Source organism: Bradyrhizobium sp. S69 (genome assembly GCF_009766005.1).
In the GTDB taxonomy this organism is placed as follows: Bacteria; Pseudomonadota; Alphaproteobacteria; order Rhizobiales; family Xanthobacteraceae; genus Bradyrhizobium.
In genome coordinates, this window is sequence record NZ_LMUK01000041.1 from 81,135 (window position 1) to 106,792 (window position 25,658).

26 protein-coding genes are annotated in these 25,658 nt (G+C 62.3%); 15 read left to right on the plus strand and 11 right to left on the minus strand.

Translation table 11 applies throughout. The features are described 5' to 3' along the window. Window positions 1–209: 209 nt before the first annotated feature. Window positions 210–1,712: a caspase family protein gene (locus GSQ88_RS17760; protein WP_159009045.1), complete on the minus strand. Its 1,503-nt coding sequence runs from the start codon at window positions 1,710–1,712 to the stop codon at window positions 210–212. Window positions 1,713–1,983: 271 nt separating this feature from the next. Here GSQ88_RS17760 and GSQ88_RS17765 point away from each other — a divergent pair, with 271 nt between their 5' ends. The 3 genes from GSQ88_RS17765 (at window position 1,984) to GSQ88_RS17775 (ending at window position 3,702) form a co-directional block, all read left to right on the plus strand. Continuing rightward, the gene (locus GSQ88_RS17765; protein WP_159009046.1) at window positions 1,984–2,625 is read left to right on the plus strand and encodes an OmpA family protein; all 642 of its coding nucleotides are present in this window, start codon (window positions 1,984–1,986) and stop codon (window positions 2,623–2,625) included. A gap of 136 nt (window positions 2,626–2,761) precedes the next feature. Then, window positions 2,762–3,118, plus strand: coding sequence for a hypothetical protein (locus tag GSQ88_RS17770; protein WP_159009047.1), 357 nt, complete (start codon window positions 2,762–2,764; stop codon window positions 3,116–3,118). A 206-nt stretch (window positions 3,119–3,324) separates the two neighbouring features. Continuing rightward, window positions 3,325–3,702 carry a hypothetical protein gene (locus tag GSQ88_RS17775; protein ID WP_159009048.1) on the plus strand — a complete coding sequence of 126 codons (378 nt, stop codon included), beginning with the start codon at window positions 3,325–3,327 and terminating at the stop codon, window positions 3,700–3,702. A gap of 18 nt (window positions 3,703–3,720) precedes the next feature. Here the strand turns inward: GSQ88_RS17775 and GSQ88_RS17780 are convergent, their stop codons facing one another. After that, window positions 3,721–5,025 (minus strand): phospholipid carrier-dependent glycosyltransferase, encoded by a 1,305-nt coding sequence (locus GSQ88_RS17780; protein ID WP_159009049.1) that lies wholly within the window; start codon window positions 5,023–5,025, stop codon window positions 3,721–3,723. Between the two features lie 200 nt (window positions 5,026–5,225). On the opposite strand from GSQ88_RS17780, the gene GSQ88_RS17785 reads away from it, so the two are divergent. From GSQ88_RS17785 to GSQ88_RS17805, 5 genes are all read left to right on the plus strand, one after another. Further along, window positions 5,226–5,942 (plus strand): FecR family protein, encoded by a 717-nt coding sequence (locus GSQ88_RS17785; protein ID WP_159009476.1) that lies wholly within the window; start codon window positions 5,226–5,228, stop codon window positions 5,940–5,942. A gap of 1 nt (window position 5,943) precedes the next feature. Continuing rightward, window positions 5,944–7,047 carry a hypothetical protein gene (locus tag GSQ88_RS17790; protein ID WP_159009050.1) on the plus strand — a complete coding sequence of 368 codons (1,104 nt, stop codon included), beginning with the start codon at window positions 5,944–5,946 and terminating at the stop codon, window positions 7,045–7,047. Between the two features lie 134 nt (window positions 7,048–7,181). After that, window positions 7,182–8,120, plus strand: a complete 939-nt coding sequence (gene panE, locus GSQ88_RS17795; RefSeq protein ID WP_159009051.1) for a 2-dehydropantoate 2-reductase — start codon at window positions 7,182–7,184, stop codon at window positions 8,118–8,120. A 13-nt stretch (window positions 8,121–8,133) separates the two neighbouring features. Further along, window positions 8,134–9,861, plus strand: coding sequence for an FAD-binding protein (locus GSQ88_RS17800; RefSeq protein WP_246784853.1), 1,728 nt, complete (start codon window positions 8,134–8,136; stop codon window positions 9,859–9,861). Next, window positions 9,858–10,187 carry a 2Fe-2S iron-sulfur cluster-binding protein gene (locus GSQ88_RS17805; protein WP_159009052.1) on the plus strand — a complete coding sequence of 110 codons (330 nt, stop codon included), beginning with the start codon at window positions 9,858–9,860 and terminating at the stop codon, window positions 10,185–10,187. Before GSQ88_RS17800 ends, GSQ88_RS17805 begins: the two co-directional genes overlap by 4 nt. 28 nt (window positions 10,188–10,215) lie before the next feature. Here the strand turns inward: GSQ88_RS17805 and GSQ88_RS17810 are convergent, their stop codons facing one another. Beyond that, on the minus strand, window positions 10,216–10,779 hold the full coding sequence (locus GSQ88_RS17810) for a TetR/AcrR family transcriptional regulator (RefSeq protein ID WP_159009053.1): 564 nt from the start codon (window positions 10,777–10,779) through the stop codon (window positions 10,216–10,218). 192 nt (window positions 10,780–10,971) lie between these two features. Here GSQ88_RS17810 and GSQ88_RS17815 point away from each other — a divergent pair, with 192 nt between their 5' ends. Further along, a complete protein-coding gene (locus tag GSQ88_RS17815) occupies window positions 10,972–12,426 on the plus strand; it encodes an MATE family efflux transporter (RefSeq protein ID WP_159009054.1) in 1,455 nt (484 codons plus the stop codon). Between the two features lie 11 nt (window positions 12,427–12,437). Here the strand turns inward: GSQ88_RS17815 and GSQ88_RS17820 are convergent, their stop codons facing one another. Both GSQ88_RS17820 and GSQ88_RS17825 read right to left on the minus strand, forming a co-directional pair. After that, on the minus strand, window positions 12,438–12,917 hold the full coding sequence (locus GSQ88_RS17820; RefSeq protein ID WP_159009055.1) for a VOC family protein: 480 nt from the start codon (window positions 12,915–12,917) through the stop codon (window positions 12,438–12,440). A gap of 235 nt (window positions 12,918–13,152) precedes the next feature. Then, window positions 13,153–14,181, minus strand: coding sequence for an alpha/beta hydrolase (locus tag GSQ88_RS17825; protein ID WP_159009056.1), 1,029 nt, complete (start codon window positions 14,179–14,181; stop codon window positions 13,153–13,155). 254 nt (window positions 14,182–14,435) lie between these two features. Here GSQ88_RS17825 and GSQ88_RS17830 point away from each other — a divergent pair, with 254 nt between their 5' ends. Next, on the plus strand, window positions 14,436–15,962 hold the full coding sequence (locus GSQ88_RS17830; protein WP_159009057.1) for an amidohydrolase family protein: 1,527 nt from the start codon (window positions 14,436–14,438) through the stop codon (window positions 15,960–15,962). Between the two features lie 152 nt (window positions 15,963–16,114). On the opposite strand, the gene GSQ88_RS17835 is transcribed toward GSQ88_RS17830, so the two are convergent. Further along, the gene (locus GSQ88_RS17835; RefSeq protein ID WP_159009058.1) at window positions 16,115–16,852 is read right to left on the minus strand and encodes an enoyl-CoA hydratase/isomerase family protein; all 738 of its coding nucleotides are present in this window, start codon (window positions 16,850–16,852) and stop codon (window positions 16,115–16,117) included. 49 nt (window positions 16,853–16,901) lie between these two features. Then, window positions 16,902–17,435 carry a cupin domain-containing protein gene (locus GSQ88_RS17840; RefSeq protein ID WP_159009059.1) on the minus strand — a complete coding sequence of 178 codons (534 nt, stop codon included), beginning with the start codon at window positions 17,433–17,435 and terminating at the stop codon, window positions 16,902–16,904. 134 nt (window positions 17,436–17,569) lie between these two features. Here GSQ88_RS17840 and GSQ88_RS17845 point away from each other — a divergent pair, with 134 nt between their 5' ends. Next, entirely contained in the window at window positions 17,570–17,785 is a 216-nt protein-coding gene (locus GSQ88_RS17845) for a CsbD family protein (RefSeq protein ID WP_159009060.1), read from the plus strand. 58 nt (window positions 17,786–17,843) lie between these two features. On the opposite strand, the gene GSQ88_RS17850 is transcribed toward GSQ88_RS17845, so the two are convergent. Genes GSQ88_RS17850 through ggt form a run of 3 tightly spaced genes read right to left on the minus strand, consistent with a single transcriptional unit; the run spans window position 17,844 to window position 20,950 of the window. Then, the gene (locus tag GSQ88_RS17850; RefSeq protein WP_159009061.1) at window positions 17,844–18,824 is read right to left on the minus strand and encodes a D-2-hydroxyacid dehydrogenase family protein; all 981 of its coding nucleotides are present in this window, start codon (window positions 18,822–18,824) and stop codon (window positions 17,844–17,846) included. Window positions 18,825–18,855: 31 nt separating this feature from the next. Further along, window positions 18,856–19,320: an FKBP-type peptidyl-prolyl cis-trans isomerase gene (locus GSQ88_RS17855; RefSeq protein ID WP_159009062.1), complete on the minus strand. Its 465-nt coding sequence runs from the start codon at window positions 19,318–19,320 to the stop codon at window positions 18,856–18,858. Between the two features lie 43 nt (window positions 19,321–19,363). After that, window positions 19,364–20,950, minus strand: a complete 1,587-nt coding sequence (ggt, locus tag GSQ88_RS17860; protein ID WP_159009063.1) for a gamma-glutamyltransferase — start codon at window positions 20,948–20,950, stop codon at window positions 19,364–19,366. A 237-nt stretch (window positions 20,951–21,187) separates the two neighbouring features. On the opposite strand from ggt, the gene trhO reads away from it, so the two are divergent. Together trhO and GSQ88_RS17870 are read left to right on the plus strand one after the other, a co-directional pair. Then, window positions 21,188–21,970, plus strand: a complete 783-nt coding sequence (trhO, locus tag GSQ88_RS17865; protein ID WP_159009064.1) for an oxygen-dependent tRNA uridine(34) hydroxylase TrhO — start codon at window positions 21,188–21,190, stop codon at window positions 21,968–21,970. Then, the gene (locus tag GSQ88_RS17870; RefSeq protein ID WP_159009065.1) at window positions 21,963–22,223 is read left to right on the plus strand and encodes a SlyX family protein; all 261 of its coding nucleotides are present in this window, start codon (window positions 21,963–21,965) and stop codon (window positions 22,221–22,223) included. The genes trhO and GSQ88_RS17870 overlap by 8 nt, the downstream gene beginning before the upstream one ends. A 52-nt stretch (window positions 22,224–22,275) precedes the next feature. On the opposite strand, the gene GSQ88_RS17875 is transcribed toward GSQ88_RS17870, so the two are convergent. Further along, complete coding sequence (locus GSQ88_RS17875) at window positions 22,276–23,157, minus strand: LysR family transcriptional regulator (RefSeq protein WP_246784854.1); 882 nt, start codon at window positions 23,155–23,157, stop codon at window positions 22,276–22,278. A 382-nt stretch (window positions 23,158–23,539) separates the two neighbouring features. On the opposite strand from GSQ88_RS17875, the gene GSQ88_RS17880 reads away from it, so the two are divergent. Both GSQ88_RS17880 and GSQ88_RS17885 read left to right on the plus strand, forming a co-directional pair. Further along, window positions 23,540–23,953 carry a TadE/TadG family type IV pilus assembly protein gene (locus tag GSQ88_RS17880; protein ID WP_159009066.1) on the plus strand — a complete coding sequence of 138 codons (414 nt, stop codon included), beginning with the start codon at window positions 23,540–23,542 and terminating at the stop codon, window positions 23,951–23,953. An 11-nt stretch (window positions 23,954–23,964) separates the two neighbouring features. Continuing rightward, complete coding sequence (locus GSQ88_RS17885; protein WP_159009479.1) at window positions 23,965–25,626, plus strand: pilus assembly protein TadG-related protein; 1,662 nt, start codon at window positions 23,965–23,967, stop codon at window positions 25,624–25,626. Window positions 25,627–25,658 lie beyond the last annotated feature (32 nt).

Sequence of the window (25,658 nt, forward strand, 5' to 3'; positions counted from 1 at the left end):
CATCCGATGGGGCCAATGTGACTGAGGCAGGCGGAGAGTAATGTGACCTACGTCACTTTGAGATCAGGGGCACGGCCTTCCCGGCCGAACCGACTTCCTGGATGGAACGACGTGATCTGCCCGCGCGCCATCGAACGGGTCGCCGGCGACCTTGTTGATCCCGGGTCCGACCCGAGGCAGGCGGGATACGGGTGGCCCGCTGTCCGGCTCTATTTGGGCGGCACGAAGTAGAAATTGGTCGGCGGCAGCGAGCCGTAGACGAACGGCTCCTGCTGGTTGCCGGTCTGGTCCAGCACGTCCTGGCGCACGAAACGCAGGGCCATGTTGATTTCGACCCCGGGCTGCTCGAGCCGCCTGGCAAACGACGCCGCAAAGGGACTATCGGCGCCGTCGCCATCTTGCGCGGTCGTGCCCTCCTTGGCGGCATACACTACCAATGTCGCACCCACGGGCTCGACCCGAGATAGGCCGCGGCTGATCGAGCGGTGGGCACCCGACAACTTCATCTGAGGCGCAAACGGGTTATTGCGGCAGGCGTCGAGCACGACGAGTTTGAGTTTGTGGGCGCCTTCGATCGCACTCATCACACGATCGAGCGGTATCGTTTCGTCGGGAACGTCGCGATCGGATTTCAACTTGGCATCGACCGGGATGAGATAGTTGGTGCCATCCACCTCGACGCCATGCCCCGCATAGTAAACGGCGGCCCAGTCGGCCTTGTCGGCCTGATCCTGAAACGTCTTGATCGCCGAGACAAAGCCGTCGCGGCCAAGGTCCTCAAGCAAGGTCACGGACGTAAAGCCACTCTTCTTCAGAGCGTCAGCGACCAAGGCGGCGTCCTGTCGCGGGTTGGAAAGCGCGCCGACATTGGCATAATGCGAGTTGCCGATCACCAATGCGACGCGGATTTCGCCTGGCGAAGATCGCTCCGCGGCCGCGACGACGGGCGCGACAACGACAGGCGCCACAACAGCAGGTTCCACCGCCGCCCGTGATGGGACCACGGTCGGAGCTGCCTCGGCGAGCATGCGGTTGGCCTGGTCCAATGCTTGCTGCGGACTCTGCGATTCATCATCGTCCTTGCGTCCGGGCTCGAGAGCCTGAACCTTGGTCAATGCAATGACCGCGTTCTTCAGATCGCCTTTGCCGAGAAAGGAACGCCCGCAAATATCATAGGCCGTGATCGACTTCGGGTCGTTCTGTATAGCCAGGGTGCAGAGAGGGATCGCGCGACCGAAGTCCCCCTCCTTGTAGTGAATTGCCGCCAGATTGTTCAGTGACAGTACATCGTTCGGCTTCAGCCTGAGCGCCTCGGCGAAATCCGTCAGTGCCTGGCCATAATCCTTGCGACGGGATGCCTCGTTTCCGCGGTTGGCAAGGCCGACCGCCAGATTGTTTTTGGGCGCAAAGTAGCCGGGATCGATCGTCAGCGCGGCGCGATAATCCGCAAAGCTCTCGTCGAGCCGGTTGGTGCGCTGATAGGCATAGCCCCGATAAAAGAAAGCCTGTTTGCGGTTGCTGGTGGATTCAAGCGAACCCCGCCTCAACACCGCAGAGCAAGCCTCGACGATGCCGGCAGTATCGTTGCCGCCGTTGCATTCCTTGTAGATGTCGCGCGCTTCGACCGAGCTCGATGCTGACAATACAGATGCAAGGATGACGGCCGCGAGCGGGATCACTTTGAAACACCGCGCGGAAAAAAGATTGGTCATCGCAAGCCTCATTCGTTTCCCTGAACGTCCGGCGCAACAGCACCCGATTCAAGAGGAAAAACTATGAAAATTGTCACATACCCGGCCATCGCGGCATGCAGGTCATACGCCATGGCTCGAACCAGCCCGGAACCGTAACGAGCCGCGCGGCTGCGTTGTCCGGCGCGGTTCCGCCGCCTCCAACGTGACCTAAATCACATTCGTTGCTTTGAACCCGTCCTATGTTCGCTGCATCCAAACGTCATCAGACGTCACAACGAGGATCAAGGCCATGACCAGCTTTCACAGACTTACCGCACTCAAGGCGATCACGCTTGGTGCCGCGCTGTCGATGACAGCCGGTCTTGCGCTCGCCGGCGACAACAGCGTCTCCACCGATCAGATCCTGAATGCGTTGCAGCCCAAGCCGGTGACCCGCGGCCTGTCGGCCGGACCGCAAATCGATCCCTCGGTCAAGGCCAAGGAAATCGGCTTCCTGCAGACCATCCGCAACCGGAAGACCCGGTCGCTTTCGACGGGCGAGCGCGAAGAAATCGCCGAGATCGCAACCAACAAGCCGAAAATCGATCTCGACATTCAGTTCGACTACAATTCGGCCGACATCCGCACCAGTTCGCTGCCGGACGCGCAGTCCCTTGGCCAGGCGCTCTCGAATCCCAGCCTGAAGGGCTCCACGTTCATCGTCGCCGGCCACACCGATGCGGTCGGTGGCGAAACCTTCAACCAGGGCCTGTCCGAGCGCCGCGCCGACACCATCAAGAAATACCTGGTCGACAAATTCGGCATCGCCGGCAGCGACCTCGTCACCGTCGGCTACGGCAAGGACAAGCCAAAGGATCCGAACGCGCCGATGGACCCGATCAACCGCCGCGTTCAGGTCGTCAACATGGACACTAAGACCGCGTCGAAGTGATCGCTCAACGCTAACCGCCTGCCGCCAACGCCGCAGGCGGAAGCCACACGGATGAAACCCGGACCAGCCGATCGTCAGGCGGATGGGACGCATGACCGGGCGCCTGACATTGAAGATATCAAGACAGGGGACTGCCATGAAGACGATCATGATCGCTGCCGCCGCGCTGCTCGCGATCGGCGCCTCGGCTCACGCCGAAACCTATAATATCGAAGGCGTTACCATTCACGTCGGTAACGGTTGCCGTTCCTCGTCATGCGTGTCGGTCGATGCGCCCGGCTACGGCTCTTATCACGGCGAACGCTCGGCCCGCCTCCACAAGGCGCACAAGGACACCGCGCGCGTCGCCGCCGTAGTCAAGAAGGATGACGCCACCACGCCAGCCGCCAGCGCTCCCGCCGTGGAAGCGGCACCGGCCGCGGAAGCCACGCCGGTCAAAACTCCGGACGCAATCCCGCAAGTGGCCCCTTCGGACACCGCGCCCGCGAAATAAGTGCGGCGCGTATTTCGCCGGTCAGGCGTTTGCCTCTCGACAATTCATTCGGATTGCATAGGCTTGACCGCATCGAATATGCGCAAGCTTTTCGCGTCCAAGTGTTCTCAAGGTCCAAGTCTTCTCAAGATCCAAGTCTTCTCAGGTAAGTCTTCTCCAGCAAGTCTTTTTATCACAGACATTTTTCAACGCGCAGGATGATCAGGATGAAAACATCTCTCACCGGCCTTGCCGTCGCAGCGTTGCTGGTCGCCGGCTCCAGCCTCGGCTCGACCTTGCCCAGCTTTGCCGAAGACGCGCCCGCCCCGCAAACCCCAGCCGCAGCGGCCCCGGCCACCCCGCCGGCGACGCAGGCCGACGCACCGTCCGGTGCCGTGCCGCGGCCGTCGATTGCGCCGAAAACCGCGGAGCCCGCGGCCGATGCCGAGCCGGCCGCGCCTCACCATCATCGCTACGCTCATTATCGCCACCACCGATACGGCTATTATCGGACCGCGTATTGGGAGCCGTTCCCGATCATGTGGCCGCACGTTTATCACAACCGGGTCCACTGGAATCGGATTCCCTGGTTTGTGCGGTTCTGATCGCTGCGCTCTTCGTGTTTAGATCCAGCTCTGAAACAGCATCAACCGGTTGAACGTCTGCATCGACGTTCCCACCAGCGCGGCCGAGATCGGCAGCATCGCGGCAAAGCTCACAAAGCCTGCCGCGACGAACGCCCACAGCAGCCACCGCGGATTGTTGCCGCGCCGTAACGCGTAGACCAGCGCGAGGCTCGCTATGGTCGCCGACGGCAGATAATAATACAGGAATGCGAGCTGCCGTGGCTGCGCGGCCCAGGCCAGATAAGGCCCGAGGTAAAACGCCAGGATCAGGAACACATCGGCACGGCGCAGCACAATCCAGTCGCGCAAGGCTATCGCGAGCGCCAGCAATGCCGGCCACAGGATCAGCGGATTGCCGAGCAACACCACGGCGGCGATGCGATCGTCGCCCACCTTGTCGAACAGATACCAGACCGGCCGGACCAGAAACGGCCAGGATGGCCACAAACTCATATACGTGTGGCTGGCGATCGCGGTGGTGGCGTTGTCGCTGAAGATCCGCCGCTGCGCCTCCAGGATGTCCGGAACCGACCAGCCGAAAACCGGGACGAAAGTCGCGAAATAGGCGACCGCCGGAATGATGACGAAGCACACAACAAAATGCAGCAGCTTGAAATCCGGCCACAGCTCCGGCCGGTACCAGTCACGGGCATCGCCATCGGCGAATTGCGTACGCCAGTTCTGCATCAGGCGGATCAAGGCGACGATGACGATGCAGGTCGCGAGCGTAAACAGCCCGCTCCATTTGCAGGCGCTCGATAGGCCACAGGCGAGACCCGCCGCGGCAAAGCAGCGTTGCGGTCGCGGTTGCCGGAAGCCATGCATGAACGCGGCGATGCCGAACAGGCCAAACGTCAGCGCAAAAATATCCAGCATCGCGATCCGCGATTGCACGAACAGCATCTGGTTGAAAAACGCCAGCAACGCCGATGCCACCGCGGGCCCCTGCGCCCTAAACAGCGCCAGGCCGCACAGATACATCGCGACGATCGCAAGCGCGCCGAACAGGGCGGCCGGGTAACGCCAGCCGAGCGGAACGTCGCCGAAAGTCAGGATCGAGAGCGCGATCAGCTGTTTTGCCAGCGGCGGATGCATTGGATTGAGCATCGGCGTCGGCATCACCGGCTCCAGCATCTGCCGCGCCGCCGGCACATAATGCACTTCGTCGAAATAGAATTTGTCCGGCGTCGTCAGGCCGGCCAGCAGCGCCAGGTGCGCGAACAGAAACAGGATGATTGCGACAACGGTGTTGCGCGCGATCGAATGATTGGGAACCGAAGATGATGGGGGCACGATGGTCATTGATCAAAGGCGTTACAACTGACGAGTGTGGTCGGGACGCGTTCTTAAGTCCATGTTTTTAGTTCGGATATTACGTTGAACGCATTTCGACCTCGCTGCGACTAACCATAGGGTCGATCTGTCGCTGCTTGTGGCAAATTTACAACATCCCACAGCGCACGATCGGGTACGATGGCGGGATAAAATTGATCGGTATTGAAATGTATTGGCGTTACGCCGTTGCCGCTTTTTGCGCATCGCTTGCTATCGCCGGATTTGCGGCCGATCCAGCCCGCGCGCAGACGCGCGTCGGTGAAGCTGCCGTGGTCAAGAATGAAGTCGTCCGCGTCATGGGATCTGGCAGCAACCAGATCAATGTCGGCGACGCCGTGCTGCGCGACGAGGTCGTGCGCACCGGCCCCGACAGCGCGACGCGGCTGGTGATGGCCGACGACACCAACCTTTCGCTCAGCGCCAATGCGACGATCACGCTCGACCGTACCGTTTTCAACGACGAGCACACTTATCGCGATATCGCGATCCGCCTCACCACCGGCGCGTTCCGCTTCGTGACCGGACATTCGGAGAAGGCCGCCTACAAGATCACGACATCGCTCGGGACGATCGGCGTACGCGGTACGATTCTCGATATCCTGGTGCAGCGGGGCAAGATCACCGTGGTGTTGCAGGAAGGCGCCTCGTCGGTCTGCACCTTGAGCTTCCAATGCACGCAGCTCACCCAGCCCGGCGATACCGCCATCATCACCTCGACCGGAAGCAGGAGCACGATCCAGAAGACCAATCATTCGCCCTGGACCTTTGCCGCGGCCTGCGCGGCGACGCCGGGGCTCTGCAACGTCACCGACTTTGCCGATGCGACGCCGCCGGGGACGCCAGCCGACGGCGGCGATCCGACCGGCATGTTGTGTGGGCGCTGAGATGGCCATCACGAAATCCGCAACAGGCTGGATCGTCTCGGCGGCCTTGACCGCAGCGGTTTCGCTTGTGCTGCTTCAGGCGCAGACCATGTCGGCATCCGCGCAGTCATCGACGCCAACGCCCACACCGACACCGACCCCCACTCCGACGCCGACCCCCACTCCCTCGCCCTCGCCGACCCCCACGCCGACACCGACACCGACGCCGACCGGCGCGAATTCCAGCGCCTCATCGATCAACAGCCTGGCCCAGCAGCGCTTCAACCAGATGATCACCAACCGGGTGCTCGGCTCGGTGCTGCTCGGGGTCAATGAGCAGATCAATTGCAGCGATTGCATCAGCGCGTTCGGCTCGGCGGGTTCATTCTCCGCCGGCATTCATGGCCGCAAGGAACTCACACCCAACCTGTCGCTGCTGGCCGGCATCGCCTACACGCAATACAGCGAAGGTGGATATAGCGTCACCAGCGCGCCGATCGGCGCGTTCGCGCTGCGTTATGATTTCACCGACTGGGGATCGTCGCGGCCGTTCTTCGACATCGGCGCCATTTTGTCGCCGTTCGAGAAGGTGGGCTACAGCCGAAGCTACACGACGAGCCTCGGCGCGGTGTCGCTCAGCAGTTCCACCAACAGCTCGGATTACGGCGTCTACGGCAGGGCGGGCTGGATCAGCCGGATATCGCCCCGTGACGAGGTCGCAGCCTCGGTCGAAATCTGGCAACTCTGGCAGCGGGTGGCCGGCTATAGCGATCCGGCCACTGCCTTCAATCCGTTCAATGCCTCGATTGCCACCGGCACCGACCAGACCAATCTGGTCAAGGTCGGTGGACAATGGACGCATCTGTTCGGCGGCAACATCGAGACCAACATCAATGGCGGCTTCGTGCAGTCCTTTGCGTCGCATTCCGGCATCGTCGCGACCGTGACCGGCGACGGCAATGTGGTGCCGACGATCGGAAACCAGAGCTGGTTCGAATATGGCGGGCGGCTCGGCTTCCGCATCAGCAAAGGCTGGGTCGCCGACCTCTTCCTCAACGGCACCGCGGGACCGCAGCCGGTCGGCAACACCCTGCACGGCGGCGTCGGCCTGCGGGTGAGTTACTGAGCCGGATTGAATGGCTGCCAGCGCGGCGTCGAACGCACGCGCCTCAAGCAGCCCGGCCATGACCAAACGCGATTGCGTCGCAGCATCAAAATTGCTCAATGATGTCGGAGATCATCGGGCATAAGGATAAGTGAATGTGCACCTTGGTTGTCGGAGCAGGCGCGCTCGGCGGTTATTTTGGCGGATGCCTGGTTCGCGCCGGACGGGACGTCACCTTCATGGTCCGCCCGCGACGCGCCGAGCAACTGGCCCGCGGCGGGCTCACGATTATCAGTCCGAAGGGCGATTTCACGATCACCGCGCGCACCGTGCTGGCCGGGGACATCCAGGGCACGTTCGACCTGGTTCTGGTCGGCGTGAAATCCTATTCGCTCGATCAGGCCATCGACGAATTCGCCGCCGCGGTTGGCCCAGACACCATGATCCTGCCGATCCTCAACGGCCTCGGCCACCTCGACCGGCTCACGGCGCGCTTCGGCAATCAGCGCGTCTTGGGCGGCATGTCGAATATCAGCGCGGGCCTCGATGCCGACGGCCGCGTGGTCCAGTTCCTGCCTAGTCATGATCTCACCTTCGGCGAAATCGCGGGCGGCTCCAGCGAGCGAACGCGGGCCCTCGAGGCCTTTTTGAAGAGCGCTGATATCAACGGGCGCCCCAGCGAGCGCATCATGCAGGACATGTGGGAGAAGTTCGTGCAGCTCAGCACGCTTGCCGGCATCACGTGCCTGATGCGCGCAAGCATCGGCACCATTCTGGCCGCGCCCGGCGGGCAAGAGGCCATATTCCAGCTTTTCCACGAGTGCTGCGCGATCGCGACCGCCGCCGGCTTCGTGCCGAGGCCTGCGTTCATCGAATTCGACACCACGCTGTTCACCACCGTCAATTCGCCGCTCAAGGCATCGATGCTGCGCGACATCGAGCGCGGCTCGACCACTGAGGGTGAGCACATCCTGGGAGACATGGTGAATCGCGCCCGCGCGCTCGGCATCGAAACGCCGCTGCTCAATCTGGCGCGCAGCCATGTCGCCGCCTATGAAATCGCCCGGGCGCAGGCCGACGCGGCGCGCACATGAATCGCGAATTGCCATGAGCTCATCGGAAAACAACGCCGCCACCGACCAGCCGATGCATCTCGATACCGACGTGCTGGTGATCGGCTCCGGCGCCGCGGGCATGTACGCCGCGCTCGAAGCGGCGCGCGCCGGCGCATCGGTGATTCTCGCCGAGCGCAGCCTGATCGGCCGCGGTGGCGCCACCGTGATGGCTCAAATGACGGTCGCAGCCGCGCTCGCCGAGCAGACGCCCGATCATTGGGAGCATCATCTATCGGACACGCTGGCGGCCGGGCGCGGTCTTTGCGATGAGGGCCTTGCCGCTTTGTTGTGCGAGGACGGTCCGCGGCGGCTGCGCGAGATGGATGACTGGAAGGTCGGTTGGGCGCGGGAAGACGGTCATATCAAGCAGGCACAGGCGCCAGGCCATGATCGCCCGCGCTGCGCCTATGTCGACTTTTTATCGACCGGTCCGGCGGTATCGCGGGCGCTGAGGTCGCGGCTGAATTCGGCCGGCGCTGTCCGCCGCATCGGCGAACTCTTGATCGTCGAAATTTCGGTTCGCGATGGCCAGGCGTGTGGCGCGACCGCGCTGCATCTGACGACCGGGCGCGCCGTCACGCTCGCGGCCAAGGCGGTCGTAATCGCGACCGGCGGCTTGACCGGGCTATATCGCCGCAACAGTGCATCGTCCAATATGGTCGGCGACGGCTACGCGCTGGCGCTGCGTGCGGGCGCCGAGCTGATCGACATGGAGTTCGTGCAATTCTTTCCGATCGGCCACCTCGCGCCGCGGCTGGTCGGCATGGACCCGATCATGTGGGATCCGTTCCGCTACAAATTGGGCGGCAAGCTACTTAATGCCGAGATGCGCGAGTTCGAGACAGATTATGTAGACCAGGATAGCCGCAGCGACGGCCGCTATGTGCTGACCCGCGATCTCGCGACCTACGCCATCACCAAGGAAGTCGAGGCCGGCCGCGGCAGTCCGGCCGGCGGCGCCTATCTCAGTTTCCAGCACGTGCCCGAGGCCGAGATGCGAAGTGCGTTCGGTCCGGTGGTGGATCGGCTCGCCGCCAACGGCATCGACCTCGCCAGCCGGCCGGTGGAAGTCGCACCGATCGCCCACTATCACATGGGCGGCATCCGGGTCGATTCGATGCTGCAAACGCGCGTGGCTGGTCTCTACGCCTGCGGCGAAGCGGTCGGCGGCGCCAACGGCGCCAATCGCCTTTCCGGCAACGCGATCACCGAAGCGTTTGTGTTCGGGGCCCGCGCCGGTCGCAACGCCGCGCAGCGCGCGTTACAGGCTTCTTCGCATTGGGAGCCACAGGCCGCGCGCCCCGCCCTCGACCTGCTACGCAGCACGGAGCGGCGCGATGCCCCCAATTTGGCCGCCATCGTGGTCGAGTTGAAGGCGCTGATGGCCGATGGGGTCGGGCCGTTCCGCACCGCCGACAAACTGCGTTTGGCGGCGCAGGCGATCGCGCGGTTGAAAACGGAAATCGGCCAATCTCCGGTGTCGTCGGCCACCCCGTTCGATACCGTGCTGGTCGACTGGCTGGACCTGCGCAATATGCTGCTGGTCGCGCAATCTGTGACGCTGGCGGCGCTGGCCCGCACCGAGAGCCGAGGCGCGCATCAGCGCGAGGATCATCCGGCGTTGGATGAGACCTGGTCGGTCAATCAGACCGTCAGTCTTTCCGGCGGACAACTCCATCTCGGCCGCAGCCCACCGTCACGACAGAGGACTTTGCCATGAGGGCCGTGCTCGCGATCCAGCGCGGGATGTCAGGCGAACCACCGCGCGTCGAACGCTTTGAAGTCTCCTTCGAGGCAGGCCAGTCCGTGCTCGACGGCCTGCGCATCGTTCGACAGCAGGCCGATCCGTCGCTTGCGTTCCGATTCTCCTGCATCAATGCCAATGCCTGCAAGGAGTGCATGATGCTGATCGACGGAGACGTCGACTACGCCTGCACGGTCCGGCTCAAGGAAGGCGTTACCGCGCTCGCGCCGCTGCCGAAGAAGGCGCTGATCAGGGATCTGGTCACCGAAATCGCGCCGCCGGACGAGCGGTTGCGATTCTGACCAAGCTAGATTGAAGCGTGGTTCTTCATCACGCGCCCTCAGCCAGCGCCAGCGCGGCGCTGACGCCGCTTTCCAGGATTTCGTCGGAGAACGGTTTGTCGTTGACGGCGCGCGCAAGCTGCAACGAACCCACCATCATGCCATAGATCGCCAGCGCATTGCGCCGCCGCTCGCTGGCCGAGCCGACCTGAAGCTGAGCCGTGATCAGTTCGACGAATCTGGCGACTTTGGTGGTGAAGGCATCGCGGGTCGTCTTCGGGTGGCGGGCGATCTCGGCAACCAGCGCCGCCGTCGGACAACCACGACCGGCGCCATCGCGATGCCTGGGCGAGAGATAATCACGGATCATGGCCTCCAGCCCCGAAGCCGTCTGAAGCGCGGTCTCGCGACGGTTCAACGCGCTCGCAAGCACCGCCTGCACCAGATCTTCCTTGGATTCGAAGTGGGTGTAGAACGCGCCGTTGGTCAGCCCCGCATCGCTCATGATGCCGGCAAGGCCTACCCCCGCGACGCCATTTTCGCGAAACTGTTGTGACGCGACATCGATGATGCGCTCGCGGGTCGCATCCTTGTGTCCCTTTTCATAGCGCATCCGATTCCTCCCGCATCTCGTTGGGCGACATCCGGCCGGTTGGGTCCGGCCGTGACTCAACGCAATCGTGACCGAATCGCGTTATTGCATTACGACTGTAATAATGCATTATAAGTGTAATGCAATAGATAATGCCGGAACGGGCCGCGATGGCGACCGGATTTTCGGCCAAAAATAGCCAGGACGATCGAGATGGAATCGAAAGCACTCGCCGCGACGCTCACGCTGGACGCCGCGCCTGGCGATGATGATGCCCCCGTGCCCGCCCGTCCCTTAGCAAAACCCGCGCAACCGAACACGGAGGCGACCCGCGCGGCGATCCTGGCCGGTCCGATCCTGCCGACATTGGTAAAACTCGCGTTGCCGACCATGGTCGTGCTGCTGGCGCAGACCGCGGTCAACATCGCCGAGGCCTATTATGTCGGCTATCTCGGCACCGACGCGCTGGCCGGCGTGGCGATGGTGTTTCCGGTGTTCATGCTGATGACGATGATGTCGAATGGCGGCATCGGCAGCGGGGTCGCAGCCTCGGTGGCGCGCGCGGTCGGCGCCGGACGCAAGGACGATGCCGACGCGCTGGTGTTCCACGCCATCATAATCGCGATCGTGTTCGGCGCGGCCTTCATGCTGGGCACGATCCGCGGCGGCCCGATGCTGTACCGGGCGCTTGGCGGCCACAGTGCGGCGCTCGACGCGGCGCTGCAATACTCCAACTATCTGTTTGCCGGCGCGATCCCGGTATGGATCGTCAATCTGCAGGCCGCGGCCTTGCGCGGCGCCGGCAACGTCAAGGTGCCCGCGATGGTGACACTGATCGGCGCGCTGGTGCTGATTCCGGCCTCCCCGCTCTTGATCTTCGGCTTCGGTCCGGTGCCCCGGCTCGGCATCCAGGGCGCCGGAATTGCTTTCGCGGTTTATTATTGTGGCGCCATGCTGTTTCTGTTGCGCTACATGGCGTCGGGACGCACCGACCTGACATTCAAGTTCGTGCCGCTGCAAGGCCGGTTATTCCTCGATATTCTCAAGGTCGGGATTCCGACCGCGGTCAATGCGGTGCTCTCCAATTTGACGGTGATCCTGGTCACCGCCGCGGTCGGGCTGTTCGGCACCACCGCACTCGCCGCCTATGGCATCGCCTCGCGGCTCGATTACGTGATGATTCCGATCCTGTTCGGCCTCAGCACCGCAGTGCTGACGATGGTCGGGGTCAATATCGGCGCAGGCCAGACCGCCCGCGCCAGAAGGATCGCCTGGATCAGCGGCGCGGCTGGCCTGGTGCTCACGGGATCGATCGGCCTCGTGGTCGCGATCGTCCCGTCATTGTGGCTGCATCTGTTCAGCCACGATCCGGAAGTGCAGCGGCTGGGCGCGACTTATCTGCGCATCGTCGCGCCGGCCTATGCCGCGCTCGGGTTCAGCTTCGTCGTTTCCTTTGCAACCCAGGGCGCGGGCCATGTGTTCTGGCCGTTCATCGGCTCCGTCATCCGGATCCTGTTCGCCGCGGGCCTCGGCTGGATCGCGGTCGGCTATTTCGGTGCCGGCATGACGACGCTGGCCTCGATGGTCGCGGCATCGATGGTGGCCTATGCCGCGATCTGCCTCATTGCGATGAACTCCCGCAAGGTCTGGGCGCTCGACAAAACCTGAACGGCAATTGTTCAGCTGCCGTCATAGGCCTTTTGCAGCGTTGCGATGTCGAGCTTTTCCATCTTCATCATCGCCTGCATCGCCCGCTCGCGGCCGGCGCTGTCGGGGCCGCCGATCAATTCGATAAATCCCGACGGCACGATCTGCCAGGAGAAGCCGTAACGATCCCTCAGCCAGCCGCATTGCAGGGTCGAGCCGCCGTTCGAGGATAGCTTGTCCCAGAGCCGGTCGGTTTCGGCCTGATCGACGCAGTCGATCTTGAACGAGACCGCGTGGTTGGGTTCGAACTGCGAGTTGCCGTTTAGCGCCATGAATTCCTGGCCCGCCAGCGTGAAGTTCACCACCAGCACTGACCCAGCCTTGCCGGCGGGACTATCGGGGCCGTTGTGCTGGATTTTCACGATGCGGGAATCCGGCAGCAGCGAAACATAGAATTTCGCGGCCTCCTCGGCCTCGTTCTTGAACCACAGGCAGGGGGCAATCTTGGACATGGGTTGAGTTCCTCGTGAAGGTTTCGTTGCGGTCGATCCGAGGACGAAGCAGCGCAGGCTAATCCGACAGGGGATTTGAAGTTTTTTTCAGGCACGACCTCATCCTGAGGAGCGGCTCCTTCGCCGCGTCTCGAAGGATGGCCGCAAGCTCATCTCATGGTTCGAGACGGCGCAAGGGCGCTTCCTCACCATGCGGCGCCCGTCGCGCGTCTTCGCCCCGGAATGACGTCCCTCTCTACGTCGCAATCGCCGTCGGCATGGTCAGGAACGACCTTGCGACGTGCCAGAACAATTGCCGGTTGGTCGCCAAGGTCACCGAATGGGCGGTGCCGGGCAGAATGATGAACTGGCGGTCGCCATTCGGCAGCAGATTAAAGAACGCCTCGATATCGGGGACGGTGGCGATGCCGTCATATTCGCCGCGCACCAGCAGCACCGGCGACAGCACCTTTTCCGGGTGCACCACCGGCAAGTTCGAGGTCATGTCGAGATAGGTACCGGTCGGGATCTGGTCGCCGAACGGCATCTCGGCATCCGCGAGCGCCTCCACCGCGGCGATCTCGCTGGTGCCGGGCTTGTCGCGGGTGGCGATCGAACGGATCATCTCGCGGTCACGCTTGCGCATATTATGCGTGCGATAATATTCCAGTTGCTCGGCGCGTTTTGCCAAAGTCGGCGACCCCTCGCCTTTATAGGTGAAGGCGGCGAGCACCAGCCGGTCGGCCCGGTCCGGCTGCGCCATCGCATAGGCGCCGGCGCGCAACGCCCCGGAGGATTCGCCGAGGAAATGGAATTTCTGCCGGCCGGTTTCACGGATCAGGACTTCCGCGGCGGCTTTCAGATCCTCGACGCCGCTGGCGATATCGGCGTTGCCCGACGTCCGCCCCGACTTGCCGTAATTTTCATGGTCCATGGTCCAGCAGTCGAAGCCGTAGCGGGCGAATTCATTCATGATGGAATATTCGCCGTGGCCGGGCACGTTGAGGTCGAATCCCCTCGACGTCACCGAAGAGCCATGGACAAAGAACACCACCGGCCGCGAAGCCTCGCCGGGCTTCGGCTCGCCGACCCGCTTGCGGAACATCCAGAGCGGAATGTCACCCTTCTTGGCCCAGTATTCCTTGCTCCAGATATCGCCGCCTTCCGATGGCGCAGCTTGCGCGCTTCGCGCCGGCAGCACGTCCGCCATTCCGGCGGCGACGATGCCGAGCCCGGTGCCTTTAATAAGGGCGCGCCGCGCCAGCGGGCGATCGAGTTGCTTCATGACTTCCTCCAGTCGAATTATTAGTTTTTTTCACGGTGTGAAAACACGCGGCCGCTTCCTGTTGACGAACGAAATATTTGTAGCAGACGGTGCCTACGGCGAAAAGCCGCGACACGCAGCAGCGCGATGAACAAAAGAACGCGATCAACCCCAAGAAGGCTTGCTCAATGCAAATGGAAGTCTAGTCTCCCGCCCGCGCACCCCAGAGCCATAATCGCGGGGCGCAAGAGAGAGAACCAAGGAGTAAAGCCCTCGTGAGCAGCCAACTGACCGAAGCCGAACTTGCGGCATTAATGCCGTCCGAATTGTGCGCCTATCAGACCCCGATCCCGACCCAGATCGTAGCGAGCGACGAGTTCTATCCCGATCCGCAGAACGAGCGGCAGCGCGAGGTCGAGGCCCGGCTATTGGCGATGGCCGACGATCTCGGCGGCAAGCAGGGCTTGAGCCGCCGGAAATTCTTCCAGAGCGCGGCCGGTATGGCCGCCTCCTTTGTCGCCATGAACGAGGTTTATGGCGCGCTGTTCGATGCGACGCCGGCGGAGGCCGCAACGCCCGCGATGGCCCAGGAGCGCGCCAACGGGCTGAAGGACCAGTTCATCATGGACATGCACACGCATTTCCTGCGCGACGACACCCGCATCATGACCTTCGTCGACATGCGCAACGCGGTCGGCAAGGCCGGTTGGAACAAGCAACTCGCCGATCACGAGCAGACCATCGAGGATCTGAAGTTCAACAATTACAAGAAAGAGATGTTTCTCGACAGCGATACCAAGATCGCGTTGATCTCGTCGGCGCCTTCCGACATCGAGCAGGACTGGTTCCTGACCAATCAGCAGATGGCCGACGCGCGCAAGAAGGTCAACGACGAGGCCGGTTCGCGGCGGTTGTTCTCGCATATGATCTTCACGCCGGGACAGCCCGGCTGGCTCGAGAAACTCGATGCCGGCCTCGAGCTGAAACCTGAATCGTGCAAGGGCTACACCATCGGCGACAACACCCACAAGGACATCAGCCATTATCCCTGGCGGATGGACGACGAGAACGTCGCCTATAAAGGCTACGAGAAGATGGTGAAGGCCGGCATCAAGAATGTCTGCGTCCACAAAGGGCTGTTCCCGCCGGGAGTCGAAAAGCGGTTTCCCAATCTGCGCGGCTTTGCCGACGTCTCCGACGTCGGTCAGGCGGCCAAGGACTGGCCGCAGCTCAATTTCGTCATCTACCACTCGGCCTATCGCCATGTCGGCGGCGATCCGAAACAGGCGCTGGCGGAATTCGAGCGCACCGGGCGGATTTCCTGGACCTCCGACCTCGCCGACATCCCGGCCCAGTACGGCGTCAATAATGTCTACGGCGACGTCGGGCAATTGTTCGCGACCACGCTGGTCGCCGAACCCAATGTTTGCGCCGCGCTGATGGGCACGCTGATCAAGGGGCTCGGCGTCGATCACGTCTGCTGGGGCACCGACGCATTGTGGACCGGTGCGCCGCAATGGCAGATCGAAGGCCTGCGCCGCCTTGAAATACCCGAGGCGATGCAAAAGAAATTCGGCTACGCCCCGCTCGGCGCCGCCGATGGCCCGGTCAAGACCGCGATCTTCGGCGACAACAATGCGCGGCTCTATAATATCCAGCCGAAGAAAGCGATGCTCGACATCAAGGGCGACCGGTTTGCGATGATGAAGGCGGAATACGAAAAGAACGGACCGGAACCGTCCAACACCCGCTATGGCTACGTGGTACCGAACGGGCCGATCGACCACTCCGTGTTTGGGTAAGCCGATGTTTGCGTAAACGCGCCTCTCAACCGTCATTGCGAGCGAAGCGAAGCAATCCAGGGCCTCAAGAAAGACTGGATTGCTTCGTCGCTACGCTCCTCGCAATGACGATGGCTCTACCTCTTCCGCCCCAGCAGCGCCCCAGCAAATCCCTACTTCCCCCTGAACTCCGGCTTGCGCTTTTCGCGGAACGCCTGGACGCCTTCCTTCAGGTCTTCGCTGTCCTTGATCGCATCGAGCATCCGGCGGACCTCGGCGACCGTCTCGAGTTGCCCCTTCGGCATCGCATCGCGGGCGAGTTTTTTCAGCGCCTGCACTACCAGCGGCGCGTTGCCGGCGATCTTCGCGGCCATCTGTTGCGCGAGTACGACGTGCTGCCCCTTTGGCGCGACCTTGTTGACAAAACCAATCTGGTAGGCGCGCTCGGCCGACATTTCTTCCCCGACCAGCAGAAATTCCATCGCGACCTTGTGCGGCATTCGCGCCACCACCGACGAGACGCCGCCGGCGGTAGTACCGATCTTGCCTTCGGGATAGATGAAGCGCGTCGTCTCCGACGCCACGCACATGTCGGCCATCTGGACCAGCACAAAAGCACCGCCGACAACCCAGCCGGAGGTCGCGGCGATCACCGGTTTGTCGAGCTCGACGCCCAACCCCGGCACCGCGTGCCACATGTTGACGGGCAGATCGCCGACGTCGGCGCCCACGGAAAAATACGCCTCTTCGGCAGCCGCAAGCACCGCGACGCGATCCTCGCTGTCGCGAAACCGTAGCCAGGCCTGACGCAACTCGTCGCACAGCGCGTTGTTGAGCGCATTGTGTTTGGAGCTGCGATCCATCGTAATCGTAGCGACGCGGCCTGCGCTCTCGTAGCGAACAAGGGTCATGGCGTTCCTCCCCCTGCGGCGGGTGCCGTCAGGTCGTCGGCGTTAGCCGTTATTTGTTTTCCGCGGGATCCCGATGCACGGGATCGATCCACAGCACCGTCTCCGGCTTTTCCACCGGTTCGATGTCGAGGTTGATGGCGACCGCCTGGCCGTCGCTGCGCACCAACACGCATTCCAGTATCTCGTCGCGGCTGGCGTTGATTTCCTGGTGCGGCACATAAGGCGGAATGAAGATGAAATCGCCGGGATTGGCCTCGGCGGTAAATTGCAGCTTCTCGCCCCAGCGCATCCGCGCCTTGCCCTTTACCACATAGATGATGCTTTCGAGATGGCCATGGTGATGCGCGCCGGTCTTGGCATCCGGCTTGATGTTCACCGTGCCGGCCCACAATTTCTGCGCGCCGACCCGGGCGAAATTGATCGCCGCCGCGCGATTCATGCCGGGCGTCGAAGGCACGTTGGTATCGAGCTGATCGCCGGGAATGACGCGTACGCCATCGTGTTTCCAGCGGTCGGACTCGTCATGAGAATGCGAATGGTCGGAATCGGTATGATCGTGGGGGTGGTCGTGGGAACCTGACATCGTGCTGCTTTCCGTAAATTTGTTCCCGTAAACCGTAGCGAAATCTGCGGCGACAAACCAGATCGGATCAGGAACTTTCGCTTCGAATAGGACTTGCCTTGGCGAAGTTTAACCCTTCCAGAGGAGAGTCCCAAATGGGTGCAACGACAGACAAGATCAAAGGCGTCGCCAATGAAGCCATCGGCAAGGCCAAGCAGGGTATTGGCGAAGCCACCGGCTCCGACCGCTTGCAGGGCGAAGGCGTGATTCAGGAAGTCAAAGGCAAGGGCCAGGAGGCCGTCGGCGACGCCAAGCAGGCCACCAAGGACGCCGTGAACAACGCGGCCGGCGCGGCGAACAAGAATCTCTGATCGCATATTTTGAGTTAATGATCAGGACCGGTCCATTGGGCCGGTCCTTTTCATTTGATCACCGGCGGTGCTCGATTGCGTCGGGGTTAACGACGTTCTCCGGCTTGCCGTTGGCATAGGCTATGATCTGGTCGAAAATATCGACGAACTGCAACTCGTATTCGTCGCGCGTGACGTAACCGAGATGCGGCGTGCAGACGACATTGGGCATGTTCAGCAGCGGATCATTGACGTCACGCAGCGGCTCCTTTTCATAGACATCCACCGCCGCCATCCCGGGCCGCCCGGCGCGCAAGGCGTTCACCAGCGCGTTCGGCTCGATCAGCGGCGCGCGGCTGGTGTTGACCAGCAGCGCCGAAGGCTTCATGCGCGCGAGGTCCTCCGCCTTGACGATGCCGCGGGTGGCGTCCACCAGGCGCATATGCAGCGAAACGACGTCGCATCGTTCGAAGAACTCCGCCTTGCTGGCCGCGGTCGCGTAGCCATCGGCGCGAGCTTTCTCGAGCGCCTGCTCGCGCGCCCACACCAGCACATTCATGCCGAACGCCTTGCCATATCCGGCGACGACCGCGCCGATCCGGCCATAGCCGTAGATACCGAGCGTCTTGCCGCGCAGCGTGTGGCCGACGCCGATCTGCCAGTTGCCCGCTTTCAGCGAGGCCATCTGCTGCGGAATTTCGCGCATCGCCGCCAGCACCAGGCCCCAGGTGAATTCGGCCGTGGCGTAGGATGGCGTATCGGCATGCTGGCTCGATGACACGATGATGCCGAGCCGGGTGCAGCTATCGATATCGATGTGCGGATAGACGCTGCGCTGGCTGATCAGTTTCAGGTTCGGCAGGCGTTCCAGCAGCGGGGTGCGGATTTGCGTTCGCTCGCGGATCAGCACCAGCGCTTCGGTATCGCGCAGCCGTTCCGCCAGCACATCGACGTCCTGGACGTGATCGTTCCAGATCTTGACGTCGTGCCCCGCCAGCTTCTTGAAACAGTCGAGGGTGCGTATGGTGTCGAAATAATCATCGAGAACGGAGATCTTCACGACACGCATCCCTCTTTGCAGCAATTGAACGCTATTTCACCGCCAGCAGCTCGACGTCGAACATCAAGGTCGCGTTCGGCGGGATCACGCCGCCGGCGCCACGGGCGCCATAGCCGAGCTCGGGCGGAATGATCAAAGTGCGCTTGCCGCCGACCTGCATCGAGGCGACGCCCTCGTCCCAGCCGCCGATGACCCGATGCTGGCCGATCGGAAACTCGAACGGCTCGTTGCGGTCGACCGACGAGTCGAACTTCTTGCCCTTCTTGCCGTCCTCATAGAGCCACCCGGTATAATGCATCACGCAGATCTGGCCGGGCTTTGGCGAAACGCCGGTGCCAACAATGGTATCGATGATCTGCAAGCCTGAATCTGTGGTCATGGTTTTTCCTGCGGTCTGGGCCAACGCGCCTGATGGCGCCACGGAGAGAGAAGTAGCGATCGCGCCGACGGCGATCGCTACGGCGAGTGTGAGAGTTCGAAATTTAGGACATCGCATCGTTTTCAGCATCCTTGGAAGCCAGGGAAGAAGTCGCGCTTGGTCAATAAGCCAGCGCGCAACCATCCTTGCGGGGATCGGAGCCGCCGGTGAGGGTGCCTTTGTCCCAGTCGATCCAGATCGCCTGGGCGCCGCCGAGCGGCGCCACCACGCTGGTGGTCTTGTGCCCGAGTTTCTTCAGGCCTTCGACGATGTCGGCGGGCACGCCATCCTCGAGCTGGTAGACGCCTTCATAATGCAGGCCGCGCGGCATATCGATGGCTTCCTGCACGTCGCAACCATAATCGAGCATATTGGTCAGCAGGTGGCTCTGCCCGACCGGCTGGTATTGCCCGCCCATCACGCCGAACGGCATTACCGCGCGGCCGCCCTTGGTGGCGAGACTCGGCATGATCGTGTGTAGCGGCCGCTTGCCGGGCGCGATGCAATTGGGATGGCCCGGCTGCACGCGGAAACCGCCGGCCCGGTTTTGCAGCAGGATGCCGGTGTTGTTGGAGACGATCGCCGAGCCGAACGAATGGGCGATCGAATTGATGAACGAACAGACGTTGCGATCCTTGTCCACCACCGTGATGTAGACGGTCGAAGGATTCATCGGCGGCGCAACGTTCGGCAGGTCGAGCACCCGGTCCATCTTGATCTTGCCGACATGCTCGTCGGCAAATTCCTTGGCCAGGATCCTGGCCACATCAACATCGACTTTGGCGGGATCGCCGATATAGGTCTCGCGCATCATGTAGGCGATCCGCGCGGCTTCGGCTTCGAGATGGAAGCGCTCGATGCTCATCGCCGGGAATTTCGTCAGATCGAAACGCGACAGGATGTTGAGCATCACCAGCATGGTGATGCCGGGGCCGTTCGGCGGGCACTGCCAGACGTCATGGTCTTTATATAGGGTGCCGATCGGCGACGTCGTCTCGGTGGTATGGGCTGCAAAATCGTCGAGCGTATGCAGCCCGCCGATGCCGCGCAGCGTCTCCACCATATCCTCGGCGATGGCGCCCTTGTAGAAGGCGTCGCGGCCGTCTTTGGCGATCGCCCGCAGGGTCTTGCCCAGTTCAGGCTGATGGATCACGTCGCCGGCCACCGCGGGCCTGCCGTGCGGCAGAAGATAGCGCTGGGTGTTGGTACCGTTCTTCAATTTCTCGAACTGGATCTTCCAGTCGAACGCGATCCGCGGCGCGACGATATAGCCCTGCTCGGCCGCCTTGATCGCAGGTTGCAGCAGGGTATCGAGCCCAAGCTTGCCATGGTCGCGCAGAATGGTCGCCCAGGCATCCACCGAGCCGGGGATGCTGACGGCATGCGCCGAGGTCAGCGGGATCGAATGCAGATTGTGCTCAAGGTACCATTCCGGCTTGGCGGCCATCGGCGCCCGGCCAGAGCCGTTATACGCAACGATCTTGCCCTCGCCCTTGGGCTGGATCAACGCGAAGCAGTCACCGCCGATGCCGGTAGATTGCGGCTCGATCACGCCGAGCAGGGCGCACGCCGCCACCGCGGCGTCGGCGGCGGTGCCACCGGATTTCAGCACCTCGATCGCCGCCAGCGCGGCCAGCGGGTGCGACGTCGCCACCATCGCATTCTGCCCATGGACCGTGGAGCGGCCGGCAAGATGGAAATTCCTCATGTCAAATAGCTCACTTTATCGCTGTTTCTATGGTGGTTTCGCCGCGCCGGCCAGCGGCGGGTTGCTGGGGCGTCTTGCAGCGTTTCTTCCGGGGTTTCTTGGCACATTCCGGCCGCGCTGAGCAATGCTTGCAGGGACAACCCTCATGCGTCGCCGCGGCGGAGGCCGGAATGAGGCAATATTTGTTGATTAGGCGATGATCTTTCCCCCCGGCCGCTGGCTTGATAAACCCCCGGCATGCCGTACAAGGTCGCCGCCTTCTATCAATTCGCCGCGCTGCCGGATTTCCGGCCGTTGCGCGAGCCGCTGCGCGCGGTCTGTGCCGAACTGGGGCTGAAGGGCAGCGTGCTGCTGGCCCATGAAGGCATCAATGGCACGCTGGCCGGCGAGCCCGACGCCATCGACAGCTTGATCGGCGAATTGCGCGACGGCGCCCTGTTCGGCGGCCGGCTCGACAATCTCGAGCTAAAATTCTCGACCGCCGCGGCGATGCCGTTCCAGCGCCTGAAAGTCAGGCTGAAAAAGGAAATTGTCACGCTCGGCGATGGCTGCGCCGATCCAACCCGGCAGGTCGGCATCTATGTCGATCCCGCTGACTGGAATGCGCTGATCGCGGCGCCCGATACGCTCGTGATCGACACCCGCAACGCCTTCGAAGTCGCGATGGGCACGTTCGAGGGCGCGCTCGACCCCGGCATCGGGAATTTTGGCCAGTTCAAGGACTTCGCCGCGGATCATCTCGATCCGGCCAGGCATCGCAGGATCGCGATGTTCTGCACCGGCGGCATCCGCTGCGAAAAGGCCAGCGCCTATCTGCTCGCGCGTGGATTTACCGAGGTCTATCACCTCAAGGGCGGGATTTTGAAGTATATCGAAGGCGTGCCGGAAGCCGAGAGCCGCTGGCGCGGCGAATGTTTCGTGTTCGACGAGCGGGTCGCGCTCGGCCATGGTTTGCGAGAAACTGGTTTGCGAGAAACTGGCTTGCGCGAGCGCCCAACGAAGTCTGATTCCGATGAATGACATCAAGACAAGCGATATCGAGACAAGCGATATCAAGCCACCCGATATCAAAGCGCTTGCCGAGCGCATCGACCTGCTGGAGACCCGGCTGACCTTTCAGGACGAAACCATCGAGACGCTGAACAAGACCGTCACGCAGCAATGGGTCAAGATCGATGCGCTGACGCGCCAGCTCGCAAGTATGAGCGAGCGCTTGCAGGAGGCCGAGGCACGGGTGCCCGGCGCCACCAACGAGCCGCCGCCGCATTACTGATTCGGCCGAGACCTCTTCAGTCGAAGCTCGCGAACCAAACTCCGCGCCCTAGTCAGCTGGCGACGGCGGTGGCGGGCGCGGGCGTGAAAAACATCGCCGATAATTGCTTCAGCAACGCGGTCGCCTGGTCCGTCTCGAGCCCGAGGCGCGCGCAAAGCAGCGTTTCGATCGGCGGAAGTTCAGGCAGGTAGTATTCCCTTGCCCGGACCACGGAGGCCGGGACCATGCTCGCGGGCACCGCGGTGAGGCCGATGCCGGCTTCGACCGCGGCGAGCTTGGCCTGATAATCGGGGCTGTTGAACACGATCTTGTAGGAGATGCCGTGCCGCGTCAGGGTGCGAATCATCCAGTCGTCCCCAGGCCACGTCAAAATCGGAATCGGTGCGCCCGGGCTCAGAACGAAATTCCTGGCGCGGACCCACACCAGCGGGTCTTTCATCCGGTTGATGACAAGCTGCTCGATTTCGGTCTCGATCGCCGGGTTCTCGAAGATGCAGGCAATATCGATGTAGCCGTCGATCACGCCCCTTCCGATCGGCACCGAATGATCGGTGTGAACGAAGATATCGTTGAGCGAACCGGCGGTTTGATTGCGAATGAATCGCTGCACGAACAAGGTGCTCAATCCAAGCCGCAACGGCTGGGTGCCGTCGGTATTACCACCGAGCCGCAACAACTGGTCGTTGGCTTCCAGGATTCGCCGCGCCTGTAGCAGCGCGAGCTTTCCCAATTCCGTGGTGGTCGTTCCATTCGCCGTCTTCAGAAACAGCGCGCCGCCCATCAGGCCTTGTAGCCGTTTGATCTGCGAGCTGATCGCAGGCTGGCTGAGCCCGAGCCGATCACCGGCCTTCGACAGGCTGCCGGTCTCGGATATAGCTACCACCGTACGCACGATCTCGATCGGAATATTCAAGTGTTGATGACGTCGGTGCATTGGACCCTCACCCGAGCTGACCAATAAGACCTTATCGATATATAAAATATAAAAACCTTCGGTTGTTTATAGCAGAGTCGTTCCTAATCAATTGCGTCACGTTCCTGTTAACGTCGATTTTTTGAGCTCGCACCAAGATTGAGTGGTTCAAAGATTCGCGCCAGGTCAGATTAGCGCGTCAAATGTCGGCACGGCAAGGCGTTCCGTTTTGTAGACCGTGGCGTTCGATTCTCCGAGGTGGCATCAACGATATTGATCTCCTCATAGAATTCATTCGAGCCATCGTTGCCGATCACGCACCCCAAATCGCAAAACGATCCATATAAGCCGTCTTCACACAACCTTGGGATGCTCCATACCACCTTGGAGGTAGGAGTGTCCGATGATCAAACTGCTTTTGTGCCGGCGCGGCGCCAGCGCGGTTGAATTTGCGATGCTGCTTCCGCTGTTTCTGGCGATGGTTTTCGGCATCGTGATATTCGGTTCTTACCTCGCGGTGGTCCATGGCCTGCAACAATTAGCCGCAGAGGCGGCGCGCTCATCGATCGCCGGAATGAGCGCCACCGAGCGCAGCAGCCTCGCCACCAGCTACGTCAGCACCAATGTCGGCACCTATCCGCTGATTTCCGCCAATAGCGTCAGCGTCAACGCGGCCACATCGCCCTCCGATCCGAACGTGTTCGTCGTGACCGTCACCTACAACGCGTCCGGCATGTTCATCTACTCGCTGCCCTTCGTGCCGGCGCCGTCGCGTACCATCGTCCGTTCGGCAGCCATTCCATTCGGCGGATTCTGAGGAGAGAGATGATGCGGTCGCACTTCAGACGCTTTTGCAGCGACGAGCGGGGCAACTTCGCGATCATGGCCGCGGGCCTGATGACAGTGGTAATCGGTTGCGCCGCACTGGGGGTCGATCTCGGATCGATCTTCACTGACAAGCGCAGGACCCAGAGTACCACCGATCTCGCCGCGATCGTCGCCGCGAGCAATCTCACCAACGCGACCAACGCCGCCACCGCAACCGTGACCAAAAACAACTACCCGGCCAGCGATCTGGTGTCGGTCGTACTGGGCACCTATACCGCAAACTCGGCGATTTCCCCGCAAGCCCGCTTCGTAACACCCGCGGTAGGTACTCCGAACGCGGCACGCGTCACGATGACGACCCAGACTCCACTATATTTCGCGCATTACATCACCGGCGCAAATCAATACAACATTACCACTACCGCAACCGCGGCCACTACCCAGATGGCTGCGTTTGCGATCGGTTCACGCCTGCTCTCGGTGAACGGCGGCGTGCTCAACGCCGTGCTCGGCAGCATGCTGGGAACGACGCTGTCGCTTTCCGTCATGGACTATAATTCCCTGGCCAGCGTCAACATCGACGCCTTCAGCTTTCTGTCGGCGGTCGCGACGCGCGTCAATCTGACCGCGGCGACCTACAGCCAGATCTTGAGCGCCAATCTCAAGGTCTCCGATATCATCGCCGCAATGTTGAGCGCGCAGCAAGTCGCCAACGGCGCCAGCAGCGCAACGACGGCCCTTTCCACCATCTCGCAGGCCATGAACACCGTCACCACGCAGATGCAATTGGGGTCGCTGATCGATGTCGGCCCCTACGGGGGTCTTACTGCCGGCACCTCGCCGCAGATGGGAGTGGCCGTCTCGCTGCTCCAGCTATTGAACGCGACCGCGCAGGTGGCCAATGGCACCCATCAAATTGCCACGGGCTTGGCCATTTCGCTGCCCGGCATCGCCAGCGTGTCGCTGGTCGTGACCATTGGCGAAAGAGCGCAAGGGTCGAGCTGGCTGGCGGTCGGCTCCGCGGGTGCAAGCGTGCACACCGCGCAAACGCGCGTGCTGCTGTCGATCCAGTTGCTCGGGGCCGGCCCCGTTCCTGCCGTCAACCTTCCGGTCTACGTCGAGGTTGCTTCCGGAACCGCGACGCTGAACGCCGTCAATTGCGGCTTTCCGAACATCTCCACCTCCACCGTGACGCTCGGCGTGACGCCGGGCATCGTCAACGCCTGGATCGGCAACGTCACGATGGCCGATATGAACAACTTCACCACCGCGCCCAATCCACCCCCTGCGACCCTGGTCAATCTGGGCCTCATCACCGTGAGCGGCCGCGCCAACGCCTACATGGGCAATACCACGCCCACCAACGTCACTTTCACCTACCCGGAGATCCAGGCGCAAACCCCTCAGACGGTGACGACGACCAACTTCACCTCGTCGCTGACGTCCAGCCTGCTCGGCAACCTCTCGCTCAACGTCACCATCATCGGCCTCGGGCTGCCGATTCCGGGCCTCGGCGCGACCGTGGCCGGCATCCTCGCCGGTGTCACCAGTCCGGTGGATCAATTGCTGGCCTCGCTGCTGCAAACCCTGGGCGTCGGGATCGGGCAGGCCGACGTCTGGGTCACCGGAGTGCGTTGCGACGGGGCGGTGCTGGTGAACTGAGTCGAGTGAGAACTAAGCCGGTGCAGGAATCG

Excerpts from the sequence above, each read along its gene's own strand:
- GSQ88_RS17760 (WP_159009045.1), bottom strand. The coding sequence starts at position 1,712 with ATGACCAATCTTTTTTCCGCGCGGTGTTTCAAAGTGATCCCGCTCGCG.
- GSQ88_RS17765 (WP_159009046.1), top strand. The coding sequence starts at position 1,984 with ATGACCAGCTTTCACAGACTTACCGCACTCAAGGCGATCACGCTTGGT.
- GSQ88_RS17770 (WP_159009047.1), top strand. The coding sequence starts at position 2,762 with ATGAAGACGATCATGATCGCTGCCGCCGCGCTGCTCGCGATCGGCGCC.
- GSQ88_RS17775 (WP_159009048.1), top strand. The coding sequence starts at position 3,325 with ATGAAAACATCTCTCACCGGCCTTGCCGTCGCAGCGTTGCTGGTCGCC.
- GSQ88_RS17780 (WP_159009049.1), bottom strand. The coding sequence starts at position 5,025 with ATGACCATCGTGCCCCCATCATCTTCGGTTCCCAATCATTCGATCGCG.
- GSQ88_RS17785 (WP_159009476.1), top strand. The coding sequence starts at position 5,226 with ATGTATTGGCGTTACGCCGTTGCCGCTTTTTGCGCATCGCTTGCTATC.
- GSQ88_RS17790 (WP_159009050.1), top strand. The coding sequence starts at position 5,944 with ATGGCCATCACGAAATCCGCAACAGGCTGGATCGTCTCGGCGGCCTTG.
- panE (WP_159009051.1), top strand. The coding sequence starts at position 7,182 with ATGTGCACCTTGGTTGTCGGAGCAGGCGCGCTCGGCGGTTATTTTGGC.
- GSQ88_RS17800 (WP_246784853.1), top strand. The coding sequence starts at position 8,134 with ATGAGCTCATCGGAAAACAACGCCGCCACCGACCAGCCGATGCATCTC.
- GSQ88_RS17805 (WP_159009052.1), top strand. The coding sequence starts at position 9,858 with ATGAGGGCCGTGCTCGCGATCCAGCGCGGGATGTCAGGCGAACCACCG.
- GSQ88_RS17810 (WP_159009053.1), bottom strand. The coding sequence starts at position 10,779 with ATGCGCTATGAAAAGGGACACAAGGATGCGACCCGCGAGCGCATCATC.
- GSQ88_RS17815 (WP_159009054.1), top strand. The coding sequence starts at position 10,972 with ATGGAATCGAAAGCACTCGCCGCGACGCTCACGCTGGACGCCGCGCCT.
- GSQ88_RS17820 (WP_159009055.1), bottom strand. The coding sequence starts at position 12,917 with ATGTCCAAGATTGCCCCCTGCCTGTGGTTCAAGAACGAGGCCGAGGAG.
- GSQ88_RS17825 (WP_159009056.1), bottom strand. The coding sequence starts at position 14,181 with ATGAAGCAACTCGATCGCCCGCTGGCGCGGCGCGCCCTTATTAAAGGC.
- GSQ88_RS17835 (WP_159009058.1), bottom strand. The coding sequence starts at position 16,852 with ATGACCCTTGTTCGCTACGAGAGCGCAGGCCGCGTCGCTACGATTACG.
- GSQ88_RS17840 (WP_159009059.1), bottom strand. The coding sequence starts at position 17,435 with ATGTCAGGTTCCCACGACCACCCCCACGATCATACCGATTCCGACCAT.
- GSQ88_RS17845 (WP_159009060.1), top strand. The coding sequence starts at position 17,570 with ATGGGTGCAACGACAGACAAGATCAAAGGCGTCGCCAATGAAGCCATC.
- GSQ88_RS17855 (WP_159009062.1), bottom strand. The coding sequence starts at position 19,320 with ATGCGATGTCCTAAATTTCGAACTCTCACACTCGCCGTAGCGATCGCC.
- ggt (WP_159009063.1), bottom strand. The coding sequence starts at position 20,950 with ATGAGGAATTTCCATCTTGCCGGCCGCTCCACGGTCCATGGGCAGAAT.
- trhO (WP_159009064.1), top strand. The coding sequence starts at position 21,188 with ATGCCGTACAAGGTCGCCGCCTTCTATCAATTCGCCGCGCTGCCGGAT.
- GSQ88_RS17870 (WP_159009065.1), top strand. The coding sequence starts at position 21,963 with ATGAATGACATCAAGACAAGCGATATCGAGACAAGCGATATCAAGCCA.
- GSQ88_RS17875 (WP_246784854.1), bottom strand. The coding sequence starts at position 23,157 with ATGCACCGACGTCATCAACACTTGAATATTCCGATCGAGATCGTGCGT.
- GSQ88_RS17880 (WP_159009066.1), top strand. The coding sequence starts at position 23,540 with ATGATCAAACTGCTTTTGTGCCGGCGCGGCGCCAGCGCGGTTGAATTT.
- GSQ88_RS17885 (WP_159009479.1), top strand. The coding sequence starts at position 23,965 with ATGCGGTCGCACTTCAGACGCTTTTGCAGCGACGAGCGGGGCAACTTC.